The following is a 21013-nucleotide window of genomic DNA, read 5'->3' on the forward strand; positions in this document are numbered from 1 at the left end:
CGTCACTGCGTCCGCGCGCTGTCGAACACGCCCGTCTTCGACAGCAGCCGCAAGCCGTTGCCGACGACGATCAGGCTCGCACCCGCATCGGCGAACACGGCCATCCACATCGTGCCGAGCCCGGCGACCGTCAGGCCGAGGAACACGATCTTCACGCCGAGCGCGAAGCCGATGTTCTGCACCAGCACGCGGTGCGTCGCGCGCGACAGCCGCACGAACGCGGGAATCTTGCGCAGGTCGTCGTCCATCAGCGCGACGTCGGCCGTCTCGATCGCCGTGTCGGTGCCCATCGCGCCCATCGCGAAGCCGATGTCGGCACGCGCGAGCGCCGGTGCGTCGTTGATCCCGTCGCCGACCATCCCGACCGCGCCCGCGCCGCCCGCAGACAATTCCTCGACCGCCGCGAGCTTGTCCTCGGGCAACTGGTTGCCGCGCGCATCGTCGATGCCGGCCTGCTGCGCGATTGCCTGCGCGGTGTGCGGGTTGTCGCCGGTCAGCATCGCGGTGCGGATGCCGAGCGCGTGCAGGTCGGCGATCGCCGCGCGGCTGGTGTCCTTGATCGTGTCGGCCACCGCGAAGATGCCGAGCACGCGCGTGTCGTCGACCAGCATCACGACGCTCTTGCCCTGCCGCTCGAGTGCGTCGAGCTTCGCCTCCAGCGCCGGCGAGCAGCGTTCGAGCTCCTCGACGAGCCGGTGGTTGCCGAGCCAGTAGCGCGCGCCGTCGATGGTGCCGCGCACACCGCGCCCGACGAGTGCTTCGAACTCCTCTACGTCGGCAAACGCCGCCGTCTGCGCGTCACGCGCCGCCGCGGCGATCGCCTGCGACACCGGATGATCGGAGCGCGCCGCGAGGCTCGCGCCGAGATGACGCACGCGCGCCGCGTCGACGTCCGTCGCATGCAGGTCGAAATCGGTCTGCACCGGCTTGCCGTGCGTGATCGTGCCGGTCTTGTCGAGCGCGAGCCACGCGAGCTTGCGGCCTTCTTCCAGATACACGCCGCCCTTCACGAGAATCCCGCGCCGCGCGGCGGCCGCGAGCCCCGACACGATCGTCACCGGCGTCGAGATCACCAGCGCGCACGGGCACGCGATCACGAGCAGCACCAGCGCGCGGTAGATCCAGTCGTGCCACGCGCCGCCCATGACGAGCGGCGGCGCCACCGCGACCAGCAGCGCGACCGCGAACACGATCGGCGTATAGACGCGTGCGAACCGGTCGACGAAGCGCTGCGTCGGCGCCTTCGCGCCCTGCGCTTCCTCGACCGCGTGGATGATCCGCGCGAGCGTCGAGTTGGCGGCAACCGCGGTCACGCGATAGTCGAACGAACCCGCTTCGTTGATCGTGCCCGCGTACACCGCGTCGCCTGCCGTCTTGTCGACCGGCAGGCTCTCGCCGGTGATCGGCGCCTGGTTCACCGTCGAGCGGCCCGCGACCACTTCGCCGTCCAGCCCGATCCGCTCGCCCGGCTTCACGCGCACGATCGCGCCGAGCGCGACCTGCGCGGCCTCGATCGTGCGCCACGTGCCGTCGATGTCCTGCACGGTCGCGGTGTCCGGTGCGAGCTGCATCAGGCCCTGGATCGCATTGCGCGCGCGATCGAGCGACTTCGCCTCGATCAGCTCGGCGATCGTGAACAGCACCATCACCATCGCGGCTTCCGGCCACTGGCCGATCGCCATCGCGCCCGTCACCGCGATGCTCATCAGCGCGTTGATGTTCAGGTTGCCGTTGCGAATCGCGATCCAGCCTTTCTTGTAGGTGGTCAGCCCGCACGTGAACACGGCCGCGAGCGCCAGCACCGCCGACAGCCACACCGGCAGGCCGGCCCAGCTCACGGCCTCGGACGCGATCGCGGCGACGCCGGCCACCGCGAGCGGCCACCACGGCTTCGCGGGCGGCGGCGCGACCGGCGTTGCCGGCGCGTCGGCCGACGCGGCCTCCGGCGTCATCCCGAGCGTACGGATCGCGCTTTCGATCGCAGGCTGCGCACCGGCCACGTGGTCGACGGTCAGCATCCGCTGCATCAGGTTGAATTCGAGCGCCGACACCTGCTGCATCCCGCCGAGCTTCTTGCGGATCAGCGTTTCCTCGGTCGGGCAGTCCATCTGCATGATCCGGAACGCGGAGCGCACGTGACCCGACGCGGTCGCGCGCGCGGCCGGCAGCGGTGCGAGCGTCAGCGCGGCCGGCGCGCAGCAGGCACCGGCCGCGTGGTCGTGGTCGTGGTCGTGGTCGTGATCGTGATCGTGATCGTGATCGTGATCGTGATCAGCATGGTCATGCGCGCCGTGCCCGTGCCCGTCGTCGTGCGCGTGGCCGTGCGCATCGCCATGCCCGTCGCCGTGCGCGTGCGCGTGCGCGTGCTCGCCGGCCGCCGACGCCGCGTCGCCAACGGTCGCCGCCTGGGGGTCGCGCGCATCGGCGCAGCAGGTCTCGGCGCCGCCGGCATGACGGTGTCGTGGGTCGTGGGTACGCTGCGCGTCGGTCATGACAACCTCCTCTATGGCTTGACGGAGTACAGTTAACACCCTGAAGCCACTACAAGGTCAACCCTTGCAAAGGAGAAAGCCATGAAGATCGGCGAACTGGCCAAGGCGGCCCGCTGCACACCCGAGACGATCCGCTTCTACGAGAAGGAGGGGCTGATGCCGGATGCGGAGCGCACCGATTCGAACTACCGCAACTACACCGACGTGCACGTCGAGCGGCTGCGCTTCATCCGCAACTGCCGCGCGCTCGACATGGCGCACGACGAAATCCGCGCGCTGCTGCAGCTCACCGACACGCCGGCCGACCCGTGCGATTCGATCAATGCGCTGCTCGACGAACACATCGGCCACGTCGATGCGCGCCTCGCGGAACTGACGCATCTGCGCGACCAGCTCACCGAATTGCGCCGCCAGTGTGTGGGCGAACATTCGGTCGAGGACTGTGGAATCGTGCACGGTCTCGCGACGATGGAAACCGTCGCGCCGGCCGCAAAGCGCTCGCACCTCGGCTGAAATCCTTGTGGAATATGATAGTCTAGTTGATACTAGTTATATTTTTACTAGACATAACACAACTATTCATGTCAACAAGCCGCCCGTCTCCGCTCGCACTCGCGGTCCTCGCGACGCTCACCGAAACGCCGATGCATCCATACGGAATGCTGCAGCAGTTGAAGGCGCGCGGCTACGACGAAGTCGTCAACGTGCGGCAGCGCACGAGCCTGTATCAGACGATCGACCGGCTGCTGCGCGACGGGTTGATCGCCGTGCACGACACCGAGCGCGACGGCGCGTTTCCCGAGCGCACGCTGTACACGCTGACCGAAGCCGGACATACGGCCGGCCAGGCATGGCTGCATGCGCTGCTCGCGGAGCCCGCGCGCGAGTTTCCGGCATTCGGCGCCGGCCTCGCGTTCCTGCCGCTGCTCGATGCCGACGATGCACGCCGGCAACTCGAGCGCCGCATCGCCGCGCTCGAAGCCGAACGCGAACGTCTCGAGTCGCTGCGCAACGCCGCGCAGAACGACCAGGTGCCGCGCCTGTTCCTGCTGCACAACGAGCATGCGCTCGTGCTGCTGAACGCGGAGCTCGACTGGGCGCGCAGCGTCGTCGAACACCTGAAGATCGGCGCGCTGCGCTGGGTCGACGGCTGACGCGCAGCCATCGACGCGCGTCGCTCAAAGCACCTTGCCGGGGTTGAGCACGCCGACGGGATCGAGCGCGGCCTTCAGGCGCCGCATCAGGCCGATTTCCGCTTCGCTGCGCGTGTGCGCGAGATAGGCTCGCTTGAGCATGCCGATGCCGTGCTCCGCCGACACCGAGCCGCCCATGTCCCGGACGACCGTGTACACGCAGCGATCGATCGCATCGGCGTTGGCGTCGCCCATGCCGTCGAGCGATACGCCGACATGCACGTTGCCGTCGCCGACGTGGCCGAAGAAAAGACAAACGATGTCGGGCCAGGCCGCGCGCAATGCCGCTTCGCAGCGCTCGGCGAACAGGCCGAGTTCGCCCGTCGGCAGGCTCACGTCGAAGTTCACCAGATGCGGCAGCGCATCGATTGCGAGGCCTTCGCGCAGGGTCCACAAGTCGCGCGCCTGCCGCTCCGACGTCGCCAGCGCCGCATCGTCCACGAGCCCCGCGTCGATCGCATCCGCCAGGCCGTTTTCCAGCGCCGCGCGCGCATCGCCGCCCGGTGCGCTCGTCGCGCACTCGATCAGCACCGCGAAGCCGCCGTCGCCCGAGAACGGCGCGACGACGCCGGGCGTATGACGCGCCACGTAGTCGTAGAAGGCCGGCCACATCGCTTCGAAACTGACGAGCTCGGGCAGTGCGCGCAGACGGTTCCACAACCCGACCACGGCATCGTAGCCGTGCACGCGACAGAGCGCGGTGGCCGGCGCGGCCAGCTTCGGATGCAGCCGCAGCACGGCACGCGTGACGATGCCGAGCGTGCCTTCGCTGCCGATGAACAGCTGCTTCAGGTCGTAGCCCGCGTTGTTCTTCAGCATCCGGTTCATCGACGACACGACGGTGCCGTCGGCGAGCACGGCTTCCAGGCCGAGCACCTGCTCGCGCATCATGCCGTAACGGATCGCGCGCGTGCCGCCCGCGTTGGTCGCGAGCATGCCGCCGATCTGGCACGAACCGCGTGCGCCGAGATCGACGCCGAACGTGAAGCCCGCCGCGTCCGCTGCCTCCTGCACCGTCTGCAGCGGCGTCCCGGCGCGCACCGTCATCGTGCCCGCCGCCGCGTCGATCGACTCGACGCCCGCGAAACGCTCCATCGACAGCACGATCTCGCCGCCCAGCGCGACCGCGCCGCGCGCGAGCCCGGTGAGGCCGCCCTGCGGCACGACCGGCTGCCCGAGCCGCGTGCACAGCGCGAGCGTGCGCGACACGTCGTCGACGCTGCGCGGCCGCACCAGCGCGCGCGGCCGCACGCCGGCCGGCTCGTTGTACGCGGTGAAGTAGCGCGGATCGATCTCGGCCGCCCGCGTGACCAGCGTGTCGCCCAGCGCGGCGACGAGCGCCGCCTCGAGCGCGTCGTCCGCCGGCGCGGCTACATCGTGGCCGCCACGCGCGGCGGCCGTCTCCAGGCTCTGCATCGTGCGCGTCCGCTTACTTGGTGGAGATGTCGATGTCGCCGAAGTACTTCTGGCCGAGCGACTTCACCGTGCCGTCCGCCTTCAGCTTGTCGATCGCCGCATCGAGCTTCCCCTTCAGCGCGTCGTCGCCCTTGCGCAGGCCGAACGCGATCCCGCTGCCGAGAATCCGGTCGTCGCGCACCGGCTGGCCGACGAACGCGAAGCCCTTGCCGTCCGGGCGCGACAGGAAGCCGCGCTGGCCGGCCGGCGCGAGCACCAGCGTCGCGTCGAGGCGGCCCGACACGAGGTCGGAATACACCTGGTTCTGGTCCTGGTACGCGACGATCGACACGCCGGCCGGCTCCCAGTGCGCCTTCGCGTAGGTTTCCTGGATCGACGCCTGCAGCACGCCGACGCGCTTGCCCTTCAGCGCTTCCGGCGTCGGCAGCAGGCCGCTGCCGGTGCGCGCGATCAGCTGCGTCGGCACGCGGTAGATGATCGTCGTGAAGTCGATCGCCTGGCGCCGCTGCTCGGTCGCGTTCATCGCCGAGTTGATCGCGTCGAACTTGCGGCCCTGCAGCGCGGGAATGAGCCCGTCGAACGACGTCTCGACCCACTTGCACGACAGCTTCGCGGTCTGGCAGACGGCGTTGCCGACGTCGATGTCGAAGCCCTGCAGGTCGCCGTTCGGCGCCTTCGACTCGAACGGCGGATATTGCGCCTCGAGGCCGAAACGCAGCGTTTGCCCGTCGGCCGATGCCGCGCCGGAGCCGAGCGCGCACGCGAATGCGAACGCGAGTTTGAGGGTGTGTGCATGCTTCATCGTGATCTCCTGGCTGGCCGGTCGGCGCCGCGCTTCGGCACGTGCGCCGGTCCCGTCCGTGACTTTCGGTGCGACGTACACGTCGCCTGCTTGGGTGCGGGCCGCGCCCGCGATTACAGCGAACGCAACCGCCGCGCGCCCTCGATCAGCGTCGCGTCGTCCTTCGAGAAACTGAGGCGGATCACGCCCGCGTCGGTGCCGTCGGTGTAGAACGCCGACAGCGGAATCGTCGCGACGCGCGCATCGCGGATCAGGCGCAGCACGAAGTCGCTGTCGCGCTCGTCCGAGAAGTGGCGGAACCGCGCGAGCATGAAGAACGAGCCTTCGCTCGGCAGCAGCTCGAAGCGCGACCCGGCCAGCTCGCGCGCCAGCAGGTCGCGCTTGGCCTGGTAGAACGCCGACAGGCCGAGATAGCTTTCCGGCCGCGCGAGGATCTCCGCGAACGCGACCTGCATCGGCGTATCGGCCGAAAACACCATGAACTGGTGCACCTTGCGGATCTCGTCCATCAGTTCGGCCGGCGCGATGCAATGCCCGACCCGCCAGCCCGTCACGTTGAACGACTTGCCGAACGACGACACGATCACGCTGCGCTCGGCCAGCTCGCGGTGACGCGCGACGCTCTGGTGCTGCGCACCGTCGAACACGACGTGCTCGTAGACCTCGTCCGACAGCACCACGATGCCGGTATCGCGCGTGAGCTGCGCGAGCCGTTCGAGATCGTCGGCGGAGAACACGGTCGCGGTCGGGTTATGCGGCGTATTGACGACGATCATCCGCGTGCGCGGCGTGATCGCGGCGGCCACTTCGTCCCAGTTCACGCGGAAATGTTCGGGCGACAGCTTGATCGCGACCGGCGTCGCGCCCTGCATCCGCACGATCGGCGCATAGCTGTCGAACGACGGCTCGAAATAGATCACTTCGTCGCCCGGATGCACGAGCGCGCTGATCGCCGCGTAGAGCCCTTCGCTCGCGCTCGCGATCACCGTGATCTCGGTGCCCGGATCGTAGCGCGTGCCGTACAGCGCCTCGGTCTTCTCCGCGAGCCGTTCGCGCAGCGACGCGAGGCCGGCCATCGGCGCGTACTGGTTGTGGCCGTCGCGCATCGCGCGCGCGACGCCGTCGACGAGCGCCGGATCCGGCGCGAAATTCGGCGCGCCCTGCGACAGGTTCAGCGCATCGTGCTGTGCGGCAAGCTGGCCGATCACCGTGAAGATCGTCGTCCCGACGTCCGGCAGTTTCGAACGGGGCCTGGTGGCGCTTCGCATGAGTTCTCCTTCTGATGTCCTTCGGGCCGGCCCGTGCGATGCGCGCGGCCGGTCTCATCGGGAATGATTTAGCCCGAGCCAATATCGGCGGACAACCGAAAGTTCGTCATGGCGGCCATGCGTTTTTCTCATGAGCGGCCATACGCTTGGCTCGACACCAAGGCCGAATGAGCAGCAATGCATGCGAATCCGGCATTTCCCCTGGACGCGCGCGGCCACGCCGCGCGTCACGCGCCCGCGGCCGCCAGATAGGCGCTCAGCACGGCGTGCAACTCGCCGCGCAACGCTTCGAGGTCCAGTGCCGGCCCGAGCGTGAGCAGCGCCTGGGACACGCCGCCGTAGCAGACCGCATGCGCCATCCGGGCGATCCCGTCGAGCCGCGCGGCCGGCGGCGGATCGGCGGCCTGCGCGAGCGCGTCGCGCCACAGCGCGACAAAGGCGTCGTAATGCCGCCGGTACGCGGCGAGCGGCGACACCTGCCGCTCCAGCACGAAAAACGCGCTCCACAGCGCGGCGTCGGCGCCGATCGCGTCGACCTGCAGGTCGGCGAGCACGGCCGCGAGCTCGGCGCGCGGCGCGCCGCGCAGCCCATGCGCCGCATCGCGCAGCCGGTCGGCCAGCGCCAGCACGCGCCGGTGGATGCACAGCGCGGCGAGGCTCTGCTTGTCGCCGAAGTATTCGTAGAAAGTGCCGACGCTCACGCCCGCGACGGCCGCGATCTCGCGAATCGTCGCCTTCGCGTAGCCGCGCTCGAGCAAAAGCTGAACGAAGGCCTGCTGGAGCGCGTCGGACGTGGCCTGCGCGCGCGACTGGCGCGGCCGGCGACGCAGCGCGGGCGCGGGTTGCGCCGCCGGCTGGCCGGGCGGCGCCGGAACCTGAACATGTCGCGGCGGCATATTTGCTACTCTGAAATTCAGCGGAAACGCGTTTGACCGGCAGACCGCGACGCACGAGACCGGAGACAGCCCGATGACCGAATCGACCCGAGACGTCACGAACCAGTTCGACGAACTGGTCGACTATAACCTCTTCGCCACCGACGTCGCGCTGCGCGACGCACTCGCCCGCGCGGGCGCCGACTGGGCCGTGCCGCGGCTCGACGCGTACGGCGCGCGGCTCGGCAGCGCCGACACCGCACAGCTCGCCGACGAAGCGAACCGCCACGCGCCGGAACTGAACGCGTTCGACCGGCGCGGCCGGCGCATCGACCGCGTCGACTTCCATCCGGCCTGGCACACGCTGCTCGGCATGTATCGCAACGAAGGCTTCGTGTCGCTCGCATTCCGCGACACGCGCCCCGGCCGCTGGGCCGCGACCGCGGCCGGCTTCTACCTGCACGGCCAGATCGAGGCCGGCACGCTGTGCCCGGCGACGATGACGCAGGCCGCGATTCCGGTGCTGCAGAAGGAGCCGGCGCTGTGGGGCCTGCTGCGCGACAGGCTGTACAGCGACGACTACGATCCGCGCGACGTGCCGGTCGCCGACAAGCGCTCGATCTGGTTCGGCATGGGGATGACCGAGAAACAGGGCGGCTCCGACGTGCGCGCGAACACGACGCTGGCGACCCCGGTCGGCGCGGGCGGGCGCGGCGGCGAATACCGGCTGCGCGGCCACAAGTGGTTCTTTTCCGCGCCGATGTGCGACGCGCACCTGGTCGTCGCGCGCACCGAAGCGGGCAGCCCGTCGTGCTTCTACGTGCCGCGCTGGCGGCCCGACGGCACGAAGAACGCGGTCGAGATCCAGCGGCTGAAGAACAAGATCGGCAACCGCAGCAACTCGAGCAGCGAGATCGAGCTGAACGACGCATGGGGAATCATGCTCGGCGACGAAGGCCGCGGCATTCCGACCATCATCGAGATGGCCACCTACACGCGGCTGAACTGCGTGCTCGGCAGCGCGGCGATGCTGCGCCAGGGCGTCGTGCAGGCGATCGCGTACACGCGGCGGCGCCACGCGTTCGGCCGCGCGCTCGCCGAGCAGCCGCTGATGCGCACCGTGCTCGCCGATCTCGCGCTCGAAAGCGAGGCCGCGCTCGTGCTCGCGATGCGCCTGGCCGACGCGTTCGAGCGCGACGACGCGCCGCGCGAACGCGCGTGGAAGCGGATCGTCACGCCCGCCGCGAAATTCTGGGTCTGCAAGCGCGCGGTCGAGCTGACCGGCGAGGTGATGGAGGTGTTCGGCGGCAACGGCTACGTCGACGACGGCCCGATCGCGCGCCTGTTCCGCGAAGCGCCGGTCAACTCGATCTGGGAAGGCTCCGGCAACGTGATGTGCCTCGACGTGCTGCGCGCGGTGTCGCGCGAGCCCGACGCGGCCGCGGCGCTGCTCGCCGAACTGGCCGACCTCGGCGCCGGCGAACCGCGCATCCGCGCGGCGCTCGATACGCTGCGCGCGATGCTCGCGGCGCCGGCCGACACGCTCGAGGCGTCGGCCCGGGTGTTCGCGCAACGGCTCGCGCTGGTCGCGCAGGCGTGCCTGCTGCGGCGCGACGCGCCTGCGTTCGTCGCCGACGCATTCGTCGCGACCCGGCTTGCCGCGCCCGACTGGGGCCGCATCGCGGGCGGCTTCGACCCGCACGCGCTCGACGTCGCTGCGCTGCTGCAGCGCGCGTACCCGGCCTGACGCGCCCGCTCGTCCTCCTCGCGTGGAGCCATGATGAACCTCGTCGCCGCCCTCGACCGCGCCGCCCGTGCGACGCCCGACAAGCCGTTCCTGATCCACGACGACACGGCGATCACGTACGCCGCCGCGCGCGAGCGTTCGCATCGCGCGGCGGCCGTGCTGAGCGCACTCGGCGTCGCGGCCGGCGACCGCGTCGCCGCGATGTGCCTGAACACGCCCGCGTTCGTCGACCTGATGTTCGGCGCGTGGCGGCTCGGCGCCGCGTTCGTGCCGATCAACCACAAGCTGCAGGCGCCGGAAGTCGACTACGTGCTCGAGCACAGCGGCAGCAAGGTGCTCCTGTTCGACGCGGCGCTCGCGCCGGTGCTGGCGCGCGTGATCCATCCGGTGCGGCGGCTCGTCACCGAAGGCGACGCCGCCGGCACGCCGAACTTCGACGCGATGTGCGCGGCGATGGACGGCGTCGCGGGCATCGAGCCGGCCGACGGCGACGTCGCGCAGATCCTCTACACGTCCGGCACGACCGGCCGCCCGAAAGGCTGCGTGCACAGCCATCGCGCCGTGACGCTCGCAGCGATGCAGGCGGCGCTCGCGACCGGCATCGGCCGTAACGAACGCACGCTGATGGCGATGCCGATCTGGCATTCGTCGCCGCTGAACAACTGGTTCGGCGGCACGCTGTACGCAGGCGGCACCGTCGTGCTGCTGCGCGAATACCATCCGCTACGCTTCCTGCAGGCCGTCGAGCGTGAGCGCGTGACGCTGTATTTCGGCGCGCCGGTGTCGTATACGCTGCCGCTCGACACGATCGAGCGCTTCGCGGCGTTCGACCTGTCGAGCGTGCGCGCATGGCTGTACGGCGGCGGCCCGATCGGCGCCGCGCAGGCCGAACGGCTCGCGCATGCGTATCGCAGCAACGCGTTCTTCCAGGTGTACGGAATGACGGAAACGGGCCCGGCCGGCACCACGCTGTATCCGGACGAACAGATCGCGAAGGCCGGCTCGATCGGTCGCCAGGGCGGCCCCGGCGTCGACCTGCGGGTCGTGCGGAGCAATGGCGCCGACGCGCTGCCGGGCGACACCGGCGAGATCTGGCTGAAGGCCGACAGCATGATGCTCGGCTATCTCGACGACCCGGCCGCGACGCGCGCCGCGTTCGCGCCGGACGGCTGGTATCGCACCGGCGACATCGCGCGGATCGATCAGGATGGCTACCTGTTCATCGTCGACCGGCTGAAGGACATGATCGTGACGGGTGGCGAGAACGTCTATTCGAAAGAAGTGGAGGACGTGCTCGACGCGCATCCGGACATCGCGGAAGCGGCCGTCGTCGGCGTCCCGCATCCGGAATGGGGCGAGACGGTCGTCGCGCACGTCGTGCTGCGCGCGAGCGCCGCGCCCGATGCGGATGCGCTGCGCGCGTTCTGCGGCGAGCGGCTCGCCGCGTACAAGATTCCGCGCGAATTCGTGTTCGCGGAAACGCTGCCGCGCACGCCGACCGGCAAGCTGCAGAAGTTCCTGCTGCGCACGCGGCGCGAGCGCGAGTAACGCCGAAGCCAAAGAAAAAGCCACCGGACCCGACGGCCCGATGGCTTGTTCGCACGCGATGCGGGACGGGGCATTGCGACGCCCCCGCCCGCGCTCACGCCATGCTTACTTGCCGCCGATGCTCTTCAGCGGCTTCCACTCGCCCTTCTCGACCTTGTACATCGTGATGCCGCCGTTCTTCAGGTCGCCCTTCGCGTCGTACGCGACGTGCGACGACGTGACGCCGGCCATGTCGGTCTTCGCGAGCACCGGCAGGTACTTCGCCGGATCGGTCGAATCGGCCTTCTTCATCGCGTTGAGCATCGCCATCGCGCCGTCGTACGCGTACGGCGAGTACGTCTGCACGTCTTCGCCGAAGCGCTTCTTGTACTTGTCGGCGTAGGTCTTGCCGCCCGGCATTTCTTCGAGCGGCAGGCCTGCCAGCGATGCGATCGTGCCGTCGGCCGCGTTGCCCGCGATCTTCAGGAACGTCGGCGTCTTCACCATTTCGCCGCTCATCAGCGGTGCGGTGATGCCGAGCGTCTTCATCTGCTTGACCATCGGCGCTGCCTGCGAATCCGCGCCGCCGTAGTAGACGAGGTCCGGCTTCGCGGCCTTCAGCTTGGTCAGGATCGCCTTGAAGTCGACCGCCTTGTCGTTCGTGAATTCACGGTCGACGATCGTCGCGCCGCCGGCCTTCGCGGCCTTCTCGAACTGGTCGGCGAGACCCTGGCCGTAGGCCGTGCGGTCGTCGACGATCGCGATCTTCTTCATGCCGAGATCCTTCGACGCGAAGGTGCCCGCCACCGAGCCCTGCTGCGTGTCGGACGTCATCATGCGGAAGGTCGTCTTGTAACCCTGCTGCGTGTATTCCGGCGCCGTCGCCATCGCGATTTGCGGAATGCCGGCGTTCGCGTAGATGCGCGAAGCGGGAATCGTCGTGCCCGAGTTGAAGTGGCCGAGCATGCCCTTGATGCCGTCGTCGACGAGCTTCTGCGCGACCGTCGTGCCGGTGCGCGGGTCAGCCTGGTCGTCCTGCGTCTCGAGCACGAACTTCACCGGCTTGCCGCCGATCTTCGGGCCGGTCGCGTTGAAGTCTTCCAGCGCGAGCGCGATCCCGTTCTGCATATCCTTGCCGTAGTGAGCCTGGGCGCCCGTCATCGGCCCTGCGTAACCGATCTTCACGTCATCCGCATGGGCCGTCCCCGCCAGCGACATGACGGCGACGAACGTCGCGCCTGCCAGCTTTTTCATCGTGTGTTGCATAGCTTCTCCTTGGTACCAGGGTAAATGGAGCGGCTTCGGGATCGCCTTGCCGCTTCCTTTGATTGATCCGAACGGCAAGGATGGTCAGCCGATCGTCATCAAATTCGCATTGCCGCCCGCCGCGGCCGTGTTCACGCTCACCGAGCGCTCGGTCAGCAGGCGCTCGAGCGCGTAGTCTTCCGCGTCGCCGTTCTCGAACGCGCCCGCCGACACGCCCTGCACCGACACGATCGGGCCCGGCCGCTGCGCGACGTCCTTCACGAGCGTCTGCAGCTCGTCGCTGTCGCCTTCGAACAGCACCGCGTCGAACGGCGCGTCGGCCTGCTTGCGCACGGCCGCATGCGCCTTCAGCGCAGCCGGCAGCGCGGCCACCAGCGCCTCGCCCGCGGCACCGGCGAACAGTGCGCGGTTGCCGGTCGCCAGCACCGCAGCGAACTGCGCGCGCGCGCCGCTCGGCGTTGCCGCGACACACAGCACCGTGCCGCGCGGGCCGAGTGTATACGTGTTTCGCTCGCCGGTCGGGCCGGTCAGCACCGCGGTCGCACCGGCCGGCACCTGCGCCAGGTAGCCGTCGCAGCGGGCCGCCAGCGCCGGTTCGCGCTGCTCGATCAGCCAGTCGCGCAGCGCGGTCAGCGCCGTCGCCGGGTTGCTGCGCTGTTCGCCATCGACCGCGCCGTCCGCGATCAGCGTCTGCGCGAGCGAACGCGGCAGGCCCGACGGACGCGTCGCGAGCAGGCGCTGCAGGTACAGCGCGCCGCCGGCCTTCGGGCCCGTGCCCGACAGCCCTTCGCCGCCGAACGGCTGCACGCCGACCACCGCGCCGATCACGTTGCGGTTCACGTAGATGTTGCCGACGTGCGCGTTCGAGATCACGTGCGCGATCGTCTCGTCGATCCGCGTGTGGATGCCGAGCGTCAGGCCGTAACCCGTCGCGCGGATCTGCTCGAGCAGCTTGTCGAGCTGGCTGCGGCGATAGCGCACGACGTGCAACACGGGGCCGAACACTTCGCGCTTCAGCTCGTCGATGCTGCCGATCTCGATCAGCGTCGGCGGCACGAACGTGCCGTGCGCGCAGGCTTCCGGCGACGGCAGCTGCGTGACGGTGTGGCCCTTGTCCTTCATCGTCGCGACGTGCGTGTCGATCGTCTGCTTCGCTTCAGCGTCGATCACCGGGCCGACGTCGGTCGACAAGCGGTCCGGGTTGCCGAGCGCCAGCTCGTGCATCGCGCCCTTGAGCATCGTCAGCGTGCGGTCCGCGACATCGTCCTGCAGACACAGAACGCGCAGCGCCGAACACCGTTGACCGGCCGAGTCGAACGACGACTGCATCACGTCCGCGACGACCTGCTCCGCGAGCGCCGACGAATCGACGATCATCGCGTTCTGGCCGCCCGTTTCCGCGATCAGCGGAATCGGCTTGCCGTCCGGGTCGAGGCGCGCGGACAGCGTCTTGTTGATCAGGCGCGCGACTTCGGTCGAGCCGGTGAACATCACCGCGCGCGTGCGCGGATCGGCGACCAGCGCCGCGCCGACGGTCTCGCCGGTGCCCGGCAGCAGCTGCACCGCGCCGGCCGGCACGCCGGCCTCGCGCAGCAGGCGCACGGCCTGGGCCGCGATCAGCGGCGTCTGTTCGGCCGGCTTCGCGAGCACCGTGTTGCCGGCCGCGAGCGCGGCGGCGACCTGCCCCATGAAGATCGCGAGCGGGAAGTTCCACGGGCTGATGCAGACCACGGGGCCGAGCGGACGGTGCGTGTCGTTCGAGAATTCGTCGCGGATCTGCGCCGCGTAGTAGCGCAGGAAGTCGACCGCTTCGCGGATTTCGGCGATCGCGTTCGGCAGCGACTTGCCGGCTTCGCGCACGATCAGGCCCATCAGCGTGTGCATCTGCGCTTCGAGCAGGTCGGCCGCGCGCACCAGGCAGTCGGCACGCGCATCGACCGGCGTCGCCTGCCAGATCGGCGCGGCTGCCACCGCGTGCGCGAGCGCCGCGCTTACGTGCTCGGCCGTCGCTTCGCTGACCGTGCCGACGATGTCGCGCTGGTCGGCCGGGTTGCGCACGTCGCGCGCGGGGGCGTCGGCGAGCGCGTCGTCGGCGAGCATCGGCGCCGCGCGCCACGGATGATGCGCGCTCGCCAGCAGCGCGGACGACAGCGAAGCGAGACGGTGTTCGTTCGACAGGTCGAGGCCCATCGAGTTGGGACGCTCGTCGCCGTACAGGTGGCGCGGCAGCGGAATCTTCGCGTGCGGCGCGCCGAGCGGCACGACCTTCGACGCCTCGTCGACCGGATCGGCGACCAGTTCCTTCACCGACACGGTTTTATCCGCGATGCGGTTCACGAACGACGTGTTCGCGCCGTTTTCCAGCAGGCGGCGCACCAGGTACGCGAGCAGCGTTTCATGCGTGCCGACCGGCGCATACACGCGGCACGGACGGTTCAGCTTGTCGCGGCCCGTGACTTCCTCGTACAGCGGCTCGCCCATCCCGTGCAGGCACTGGAATTCGTACTGGCCCGGGTAGTAGTTCTGGCCCGCCAGGTGATAGATCGCGGCCAGCGTGTATGCGTTGTGCGTCGCGAACTGCGGGTAGACGGCGTCGGGTGCCGCGAGCAGTTTCTTCGCGCACGCGAGATACGACACGTCCGTGTAGATCTTGCGCGTGTAGACCGGATAGCCTTCGAGGCCGTCGACCTGTGCGCGCTTGATTTCGGTGTCCCAGTACGCGCCCTTGACGAGGCGGATCATCAGGCGGTGACGGCTGCGGCGCGCGAGGTCGATCAGGTAGTCGATCACGAACGGGCAACGCTTCTGGTAACCCTGCACGACGAAGCCGATGCCGTTCCAGCCCGCGAGTTCCGGATCGAAGCACAGCGCTTCCAGCAGGTCGAGCGACAGCTCGAGACGGTCGGCTTCTTCCGCGTCGATGTTCAGGCCGATGTCGTAGCGGCGCGCGAGCAGCGCGAGCGCACGCACGCGCGGCAGCAGCTCGCTCATCGTGCGGTCCTGCTGCGAGCGCGAGTAGCGCGCGTGCAGCGCCGACAGCTTGATCGAGATGCCCGGGCCTTCGTAGATGCCGCGGCCGCCGGCCGCCTTGCCGATCGCGTGGATCGCCTGTTCGTACGACGCGTAGTAGCGCTGCGCGTCCTCTTCCGTCGTCGCCGCTTCGCCGAGCATGTCGTACGAGTAGCGGAAGCCGCGCGCTTCGTACTTGCGGCTGTTGGCCAGCGCCTCGGAAATCGTCTCGCCGGTTACGAACTGCTCCCCCATCAGGCGCATCGCCATGTCCACGCCCTTGCGGATCAGCGGCTCGCCGCCACGGCCGATCAGGCGCGTGAGCGCCGACGAGAGGCCCGCTTCGCTGTTGGTCGTCACGAGCTTGCCGGTGATCATCAGCCCCCAGGTCGCCGCGTTCACGAACAGCGACGGCGCGTGGCCGACGTGCGAACGCCAGTCGCCCTTGCTGATCTTGTCGCGAATCAGCGCATCGCGGGTCGCGCGATCGGGGATCCGCAACAGCGCTTCGGCCAGACACATCAGCGCGACGCCTTCCTGGCTCGACAGCGAGAACTCGTGGATCAGCCCTTCGACGCCGCCGCCCGAGCTCTTCTCGCGCAGCGCCTCGACGAGCTGCGTCGCGAGCGTCTGCACGTCGGCCTGCAGGTTCGCCGGCAGGCGCGCCTGGCCGAGCAGGAACGGCACGCATTCCGGTTCGGGGCGGCGATACGCGGCCGTGATCGCCGCGCGCAGCACCGATTGCGGCTGCACGTTCTGGGCGAACTCGAGGAACGGATGCGGCGAGTTGTCGTCGTCACCGTCCGGCGTCTGGCCGTCGGCGAGCTCCGTCACGCCGCTGCTGCCCGACAGTTCGGGCGGCAGCTGGCCGTGCTCGATCCGCTCGAGGTACGCGAAGATCGCCTGCTTGATCAGCCAGTGGGGAGTGCGCTCGAGACGCGCTGCCGCGTCTTTCAGGCGCGAGCGGAGAAGGTCGTCGACTTTGACGCCAAGAGTCGTGCTTGCCATGGTGGGTTCGTGCGCCGGTGCGAGCCCGGCAATGTGGTGTGAGAGGATGCGCGAAATCCTACGGCACGCAATAAAAAGGTGCAACCGAATTAAGAGATTGGTTGCACCTCGAAGTTACTCAATATAATCAGCCACTTATAAGGTCGCAACCTAGGGGTTGCCCGTGGTCGGTGGATCGGTGTTTTCCCTGATCGAGGGCGAGTTGGCGCGCGTGGGCAACCTTCGGTGTGCGCGGCGGAGGGGAAAGACGGGTTGCACTGGCCGGGTCGGCGGGTACCGCGGGCAGGTTTGGAACGCGCCCTGCGGAGATCGCATGCCGCTCGGCGCGGGCGGCGGGCGGCGGGTCGGCGGGTCGGCGGGTCGGCGGGTCGGCGGGTCGGCGGGTTGGCGGGTTGGCGGGTTGGCGGGTCGGCAGCTCGGCAGCTCGACGGCTCGGTACCGGGGAAGCGGCGCGCGGCGCACGACCGCTGCCGCGCCGCTCAGATATCCAGCGGATCGACCTCGACGCTCCACCGCAGCACGCCCTTCAGCGCGCGCAGTTCCGGCTGCCATGCGCGCAGCGCGTGCTGCAGCGCGGCCCGCGACGCGCTTTCGAGCAGCAGCTGCGCGCGGTGGACGTTCGCGACCTTCACGATCGTCATCGGCACCGCGTCGTACACGGTCACGCGATCGGCACCCGGCAGCCCCGGCAACGCGGCCGCGGCCTGCAGCAGGAACGCGAGCGCCGCGTCGAGCGTGCGCCCCTCGGCGCGCAGCAGCGCCTGGTAGACGAACGGCGGCAGGTGCGCGTCGCGGCGCTCGCCGAGCGTCGAATTCGCGAAGCCCACGTAATCCTGCCGGCCGAGCGCGTGATACAGCGCGTGACGCGGATAACGCGTCTGCACCAGCACCTCGCCCGGCAGCCCCGCGCGCCCCGCGCGGCCGCTCACCTGCATCAGCTGCGCGAACAGCCGCTCGCTCGCGCGGAAGTCATGCGAGAACAGCGCGGTGTCGGCATTGAGCACGCCGACGAGCGACACGCGCTGGAAGTCGTGCCCCTTCGCAATCATCTGCGTGCCGACCAGGATGTCGACTTCACCGGCGTGCACATCCGAGAACAGCGCCTGCGCACTGCCCTTGCGCCGCGTGCTGTCCGCGTCGATCCGCAGGATCCGTGCGCCCGGCACGGCCTCGGCGAGCGCCTCCTCGATGCGCTGCGTGCCGCGCCCGAGCGGCGCGATGTCGACGTTCCCGCATTCCGGGCACGAACGCGGAATGCGCGCTTCCCAGCCGCAGTGATGGCAGCGCAACGCGTGCTCGGGTTTGTGCAGCACGACATAGGCGCTGCAGCGCGGGCAACCGGCGACCCAGCCGCACGCGTCGCACGCAAGCTGCGGTGCGTAGCCGCGCCGGTTCAGGAACACGAGGCTCTGCTCGCCGCGCTCGAGCCGCGCCTTCAGCGCCGCGACGAGCGGCCCCGACAGCCCGCCCATCGACGCGCGCCCGCGCCGCCGCTCCTCTTCGAGATCGATCAGCCGCACGGTCGGCAGCGTCGCGTCGGCCACCGCGCGGCGCGACAGCGTGAGCCGCGTGTAGCGCCCCTGCTCGGCCTGCCACCAGGTCTCGAGCGACGGCGTCGCCGAACCGAGCACGACCGGAATGCCGAGATGCTTCGCGCGCCACACCGCGAGATCGCGCGCCGAATAGCGCAGCCCTTCCTGCTGCTTGTACGCGGGCTCGTGCTCCTCGTCGACGACGATCAGCGCGAGCGTCGGCAGCGACGCGAGCACCGCGAGCCGCGTGCCGAGCACGATCCGCGCGCGGCCCGTATGGGCGGCGAGCCAGTTGCGCGCCCGTTCGCCTTCGGCGAGCCCGCTGTGCAGCGTGACGATCGCGTCGTCGGCGAGCGTGCCTGCGAAGCGCGCGCGAAACGCGGCCTCGAACTGCGGCGTCAGGTTGATTTCGGGCACGAGCACGAGCGCCTGCGCGTCGGGCCGCGCATCGAGCAACGCGGCGAGCGCATGCAGATACACCTCGGTCTTGCCGCTGCCGGTCACGCCATGCAACAGGAACGGCGCGAAGCCCTGCGCGGCGCGGATCGCGTCGAGCGCCTCGGCCTGCTGGTCGGTGAGCGCCGGCGGCACAGCTCGTCCACCGGTTGTCGACAGGTTATCCACAGCTTTGGGCACAGGTGCGTCGGCCCAGCCGATTTCCTCGATCGCGACCCAGCCGCGCGCCGCCCAGTCGTCGAGCGTGGCCGCCGCCTTCGGGTGCAATGCGCGCGCATCGGGCAGCGTCAGCGAATCGGTGTCGGCGAGTGCCTGCGCGAGCCGCCGCAGCGCGGCCCCGCGCGCGGGCAGTGCATCGGGCAGCGCCGCGCGGCCGGCTTCGGTCAGCCGGTGACGCACCTCGGGCGCCAGCAGCCGCCCCCAGCGCTCCGCGTCGCGCAGCGCCTGCGGCAACGCCGGCAGCGCGACTTCACCGCGACCGCGCTGGTAGTAGTCGGCCGCGAAAGAGACGAGCGCAAGCCAGTCCGGCGCCAGCGGCGGCAGCTCGGTGCAGATCGCGTCGATTGCCCGCAAGCGGGACGGCGGCACGTCGGTGTGAGTCGTCACTTCGCAGACGAGGCCGACGACCTGCCGCTTGCCGAACGGCACCTGCACCAGGGTGCCTGGCTCGGGCGCCGGCTGGACGTCGCAGCGGTAGTCGAACAGGGTGGCGAGCGGATGGTCGAGGGCGACCCGCAGGTAGGTGCCGTCCATCACCGCGCTCCGGCGGCGCACAGCGCACGGACGACTTGCATCCGAGTCCGCATCACGGTGACGGACTTAAAGTAAAACTTCAGATTCGGCGCTAAGTTTTGGATTCGCATTAGGAATCGCCGTATACCCTGACCAGCCTGTGGATAACTTTGTTGAGAACTCCCCGTCCAATCGCCGCAAAGCGCGCGGGGCCGTGCTTTCCGCTGTTTCCGGCCGCCGTGTGCCGCGCCCCGCGGAGCCTTATTCCATAAGGCTGCTATTCAAATTACCCAACCATAGCGAGACAATTCGACCGATGCAGGGCTCTACCGCGCTGCAACGTGGAAAATGTGCATAAGTCAAGTCTTGACAAGCGATGGATCGGCAACCGGGGCGGGGTTGCGCCCTGTTTAGCGCCGACAGCGAAACGCCGTCATCCCGCAGTGCAGCATGACAACGCTTGCGCTCAGCCCGCCGCTCCGCTACGAATCTTGCGGCTGTGCGTGTGTACTTCGTCGACGAGTTCGGCAACGTGGTCGGGTGACGTGAACTGTGAGATGCCGTGGCCGAGGTTGAATACGTGGCCGGGATGATTGCCGTAGCTGTCGAGTACCGCGCGGGCCTGCTCGCGCACCGCGGCCGGCGGCGCAAACAGGATCGTCGGGTCGAGGTTGCCCTGCAGCGCAACGCGCCCCGCGACACGTTCGCGTGCGGCGCCGAGGTTGACCGTCCAGTCGAGCCCGACCGCGTCGACGCCGGTCGCCGCGATTTCCTCGAGCCACAGCCCGCCGCCCTTCGTGAACGTGATCACCGGCACGCGCTCGCCGTCGTGCTCGCGCTTCAGTTGCGCGACCACGCGACGGATGTAGTCGAGCGAGAAGCGCTGGTATGCGCCGTCCGCCAGCGCGCCGCCCCACGTATCGAAGATCATCACCGCCTGCGCGCCGGCTTCGATCTGCGCGTTCAGGTACGCGGCCACGGCCTGCGCGTTCACGTCGAGGATGCGGTGCATCAGGTCGGGGCGCGAATACGCCATCGACTTCACCGTGCGGAAGTCGTCCGACCCACCGCCTTCGACCATGTAGCACGCGAGCGTCCACGGGCTGCCCGAGAAGCCGATCAGCGGCACGCGCTGGCGGCCCTGGCCGTCGGTCAGCGCGCGGCGAATCTCGCGCACGGCGCCCGTCACGTAGCCGAGCGTTTCCTCGATGTCGGGCACCGCGAGCTTCGCGACATCGGCCTCGGTGCGCACCGGATGCGCGAACTTCGGCCCTTCGCCGACCTGGAAGTCGAGGCCGAGGCCCATCGCGTCGGGAATCGTCAGGATGTCCGAGAACAGGATCGCGGCGTCGAGCGGGAAGCGCTCGAGCGGCTGCAGCGTCACTTCGGTCGCGTAATCGGGATTCTTCGCAAGGCCGAGGAAGCTGCCGGCGCGCGCGCGCGTCGCGTTGTACTCGGGCAGGTAGCGGCCAGCCTGGCGCATCAGCCAGATCGGCGTGTAGTCGGTCGGCTCGCGCAGAAGCGCACGCAGGAAGGTGTCGTTGAGCAGGGTATGGGCCACGGTAGGAGCGACGATGCGAAGGCAAAGCGGCATTTTACCGGAGCGGGGCCGCACGGCTGCGTATGTCGATGCGATGGCGGCCATATGACGCGCGCGATGGCTCCGTTATGATCGGACGCTGATATCGAA

Annotated in this window: 13 protein-coding genes; 4 read left to right on the top strand and 9 right to left on the bottom strand. The window is 69.4% G+C overall.

Translation table 11 applies throughout. The annotated features are described in order from the left end of the window. Positions 1-2: 2 nt before the first annotated feature. The gene (locus U4Z31_RS15915) at positions 3-2492 is read right to left on the bottom strand and encodes a heavy metal translocating P-type ATPase (protein ID WP_321810778.1); all 2490 of its coding nucleotides are present in this window, start codon (positions 2490-2492) and stop codon (positions 3-5) included. An 81-nt stretch (positions 2493-2573) separates the two neighbouring features. Here U4Z31_RS15915 and cadR point away from each other — a divergent pair, with 81 nt between their 5' ends. Next, the gene (gene cadR, locus U4Z31_RS15920; protein ID WP_014895515.1) at positions 2574-3005 is read left to right on the top strand and encodes a Cd(II)/Pb(II)-responsive transcriptional regulator; all 432 of its coding nucleotides are present in this window, start codon (positions 2574-2576) and stop codon (positions 3003-3005) included. A 68-nt stretch (positions 3006-3073) separates the two neighbouring features. After that, positions 3074-3646: a PadR family transcriptional regulator gene (locus U4Z31_RS15925; protein ID WP_321810779.1), complete on the top strand. Its 573-nt coding sequence runs from the start codon at positions 3074-3076 to the stop codon at positions 3644-3646. A gap of 24 nt (positions 3647-3670) precedes the next feature. Here U4Z31_RS15925 and U4Z31_RS15930 read toward each other — a convergent pair whose 3' ends face one another. The 4 genes from U4Z31_RS15930 to U4Z31_RS15945 all read right to left on the bottom strand — a co-directional run bounded on the left by U4Z31_RS15930 (position 3671) and on the right by U4Z31_RS15945 (position 8067). After that, complete coding sequence (locus U4Z31_RS15930; protein ID WP_321810780.1) at positions 3671-5101, bottom strand: FAD-binding oxidoreductase; 1431 nt, start codon at positions 5099-5101, stop codon at positions 3671-3673. Positions 5102-5114: 13 nt separating this feature from the next. Beyond that, a complete protein-coding gene (locus U4Z31_RS15935; RefSeq protein ID WP_321810781.1) occupies positions 5115-5903 on the bottom strand; it encodes an ABC transporter substrate-binding protein in 789 nt (262 codons plus the stop codon). 113 nt (positions 5904-6016) lie between these two features. Then, on the bottom strand, positions 6017-7171 hold the full coding sequence (locus tag U4Z31_RS15940; protein ID WP_321810782.1) for a pyridoxal phosphate-dependent aminotransferase: 1155 nt from the start codon (positions 7169-7171) through the stop codon (positions 6017-6019). A gap of 227 nt (positions 7172-7398) precedes the next feature. Beyond that, a complete protein-coding gene (locus tag U4Z31_RS15945; RefSeq protein WP_321810783.1) occupies positions 7399-8067 on the bottom strand; it encodes a TetR/AcrR family transcriptional regulator in 669 nt (222 codons plus the stop codon). A 73-nt stretch (positions 8068-8140) separates the two neighbouring features. Between U4Z31_RS15945 and U4Z31_RS15950 the strand changes: the two genes are divergently transcribed. Both U4Z31_RS15950 and U4Z31_RS15955 read left to right on the top strand, forming a co-directional pair. Continuing rightward, positions 8141-9793 carry an acyl-CoA dehydrogenase family protein gene (locus U4Z31_RS15950; protein WP_321810784.1) on the top strand — a complete coding sequence of 551 codons (1653 nt, stop codon included), beginning with the start codon at positions 8141-8143 and terminating at the stop codon, positions 9791-9793. A gap of 33 nt (positions 9794-9826) precedes the next feature. Further along, on the top strand, positions 9827-11341 hold the full coding sequence (locus U4Z31_RS15955; protein ID WP_321810802.1) for a class I adenylate-forming enzyme family protein: 1515 nt from the start codon (positions 9827-9829) through the stop codon (positions 11339-11341). Positions 11342-11446: 105 nt separating this feature from the next. On the opposite strand, the gene U4Z31_RS15960 is transcribed toward U4Z31_RS15955, so the two are convergent. From U4Z31_RS15960 to hemE, 4 genes are all read right to left on the bottom strand, one after another. Beyond that, positions 11447-12586, bottom strand: a complete 1140-nt coding sequence (locus U4Z31_RS15960; protein ID WP_321810785.1) for a branched-chain amino acid ABC transporter substrate-binding protein — start codon at positions 12584-12586, stop codon at positions 11447-11449. Positions 12587-12670: 84 nt separating this feature from the next. Beyond that, positions 12671-16603 (bottom strand): trifunctional transcriptional regulator/proline dehydrogenase/L-glutamate gamma-semialdehyde dehydrogenase, encoded by a 3933-nt coding sequence (putA, locus tag U4Z31_RS15965; RefSeq protein WP_044849064.1) that lies wholly within the window; start codon positions 16601-16603, stop codon positions 12671-12673. A 479-nt stretch (positions 16604-17082) separates the two neighbouring features. Then, positions 17083-19344 (bottom strand): primosomal protein N', encoded by a 2262-nt coding sequence (locus U4Z31_RS15970; protein WP_321810786.1) that lies wholly within the window; start codon positions 19342-19344, stop codon positions 17083-17085. A gap of 445 nt (positions 19345-19789) precedes the next feature. Further along, positions 19790-20884 carry a uroporphyrinogen decarboxylase gene (gene hemE, locus U4Z31_RS15975; RefSeq protein WP_311766328.1) on the bottom strand — a complete coding sequence of 365 codons (1095 nt, stop codon included), beginning with the start codon at positions 20882-20884 and terminating at the stop codon, positions 19790-19792. Positions 20885-21013: the final 129 nt, after the last annotated feature.

The sequence above is a fragment of the Burkholderia sp. BCC1985 genome (genome assembly GCF_905339915.1).
In the GTDB taxonomy this organism is placed as follows: Bacteria; Pseudomonadota; Gammaproteobacteria; order Burkholderiales; family Burkholderiaceae; genus Burkholderia.

Coding starts and splice junctions, on each gene's coding strand:
- U4Z31_RS15915 (WP_321810778.1), bottom strand. CDS start 2,492: ATGACCGACGCGCAGCGTACCCACGACCCACGACACCGTCATGCCGGC.
- cadR (WP_014895515.1), top strand. CDS start 2,574: ATGAAGATCGGCGAACTGGCCAAGGCGGCCCGCTGCACACCCGAGACG.
- U4Z31_RS15925 (WP_321810779.1), top strand. CDS start 3,074: ATGTCAACAAGCCGCCCGTCTCCGCTCGCACTCGCGGTCCTCGCGACG.
- U4Z31_RS15930 (WP_321810780.1), bottom strand. CDS start 5,101: ATGCAGAGCCTGGAGACGGCCGCCGCGCGTGGCGGCCACGATGTAGCC.
- U4Z31_RS15935 (WP_321810781.1), bottom strand. CDS start 5,903: ATGAAGCATGCACACACCCTCAAACTCGCGTTCGCATTCGCGTGCGCG.
- U4Z31_RS15940 (WP_321810782.1), bottom strand. CDS start 7,171: ATGCGAAGCGCCACCAGGCCCCGTTCGAAACTGCCGGACGTCGGGACG.
- U4Z31_RS15945 (WP_321810783.1), bottom strand. CDS start 8,067: ATGCCGCCGCGACATGTTCAGGTTCCGGCGCCGCCCGGCCAGCCGGCG.
- U4Z31_RS15950 (WP_321810784.1), top strand. CDS start 8,141: ATGACCGAATCGACCCGAGACGTCACGAACCAGTTCGACGAACTGGTC.
- U4Z31_RS15955 (WP_321810802.1), top strand. CDS start 9,827: ATGAACCTCGTCGCCGCCCTCGACCGCGCCGCCCGTGCGACGCCCGAC.
- U4Z31_RS15960 (WP_321810785.1), bottom strand. CDS start 12,586: ATGCAACACACGATGAAAAAGCTGGCAGGCGCGACGTTCGTCGCCGTC.
- putA (WP_044849064.1), bottom strand. CDS start 16,603: ATGGCAAGCACGACTCTTGGCGTCAAAGTCGACGACCTTCTCCGCTCG.
- U4Z31_RS15970 (WP_321810786.1), bottom strand. CDS start 19,344: ATGGACGGCACCTACCTGCGGGTCGCCCTCGACCATCCGCTCGCCACC.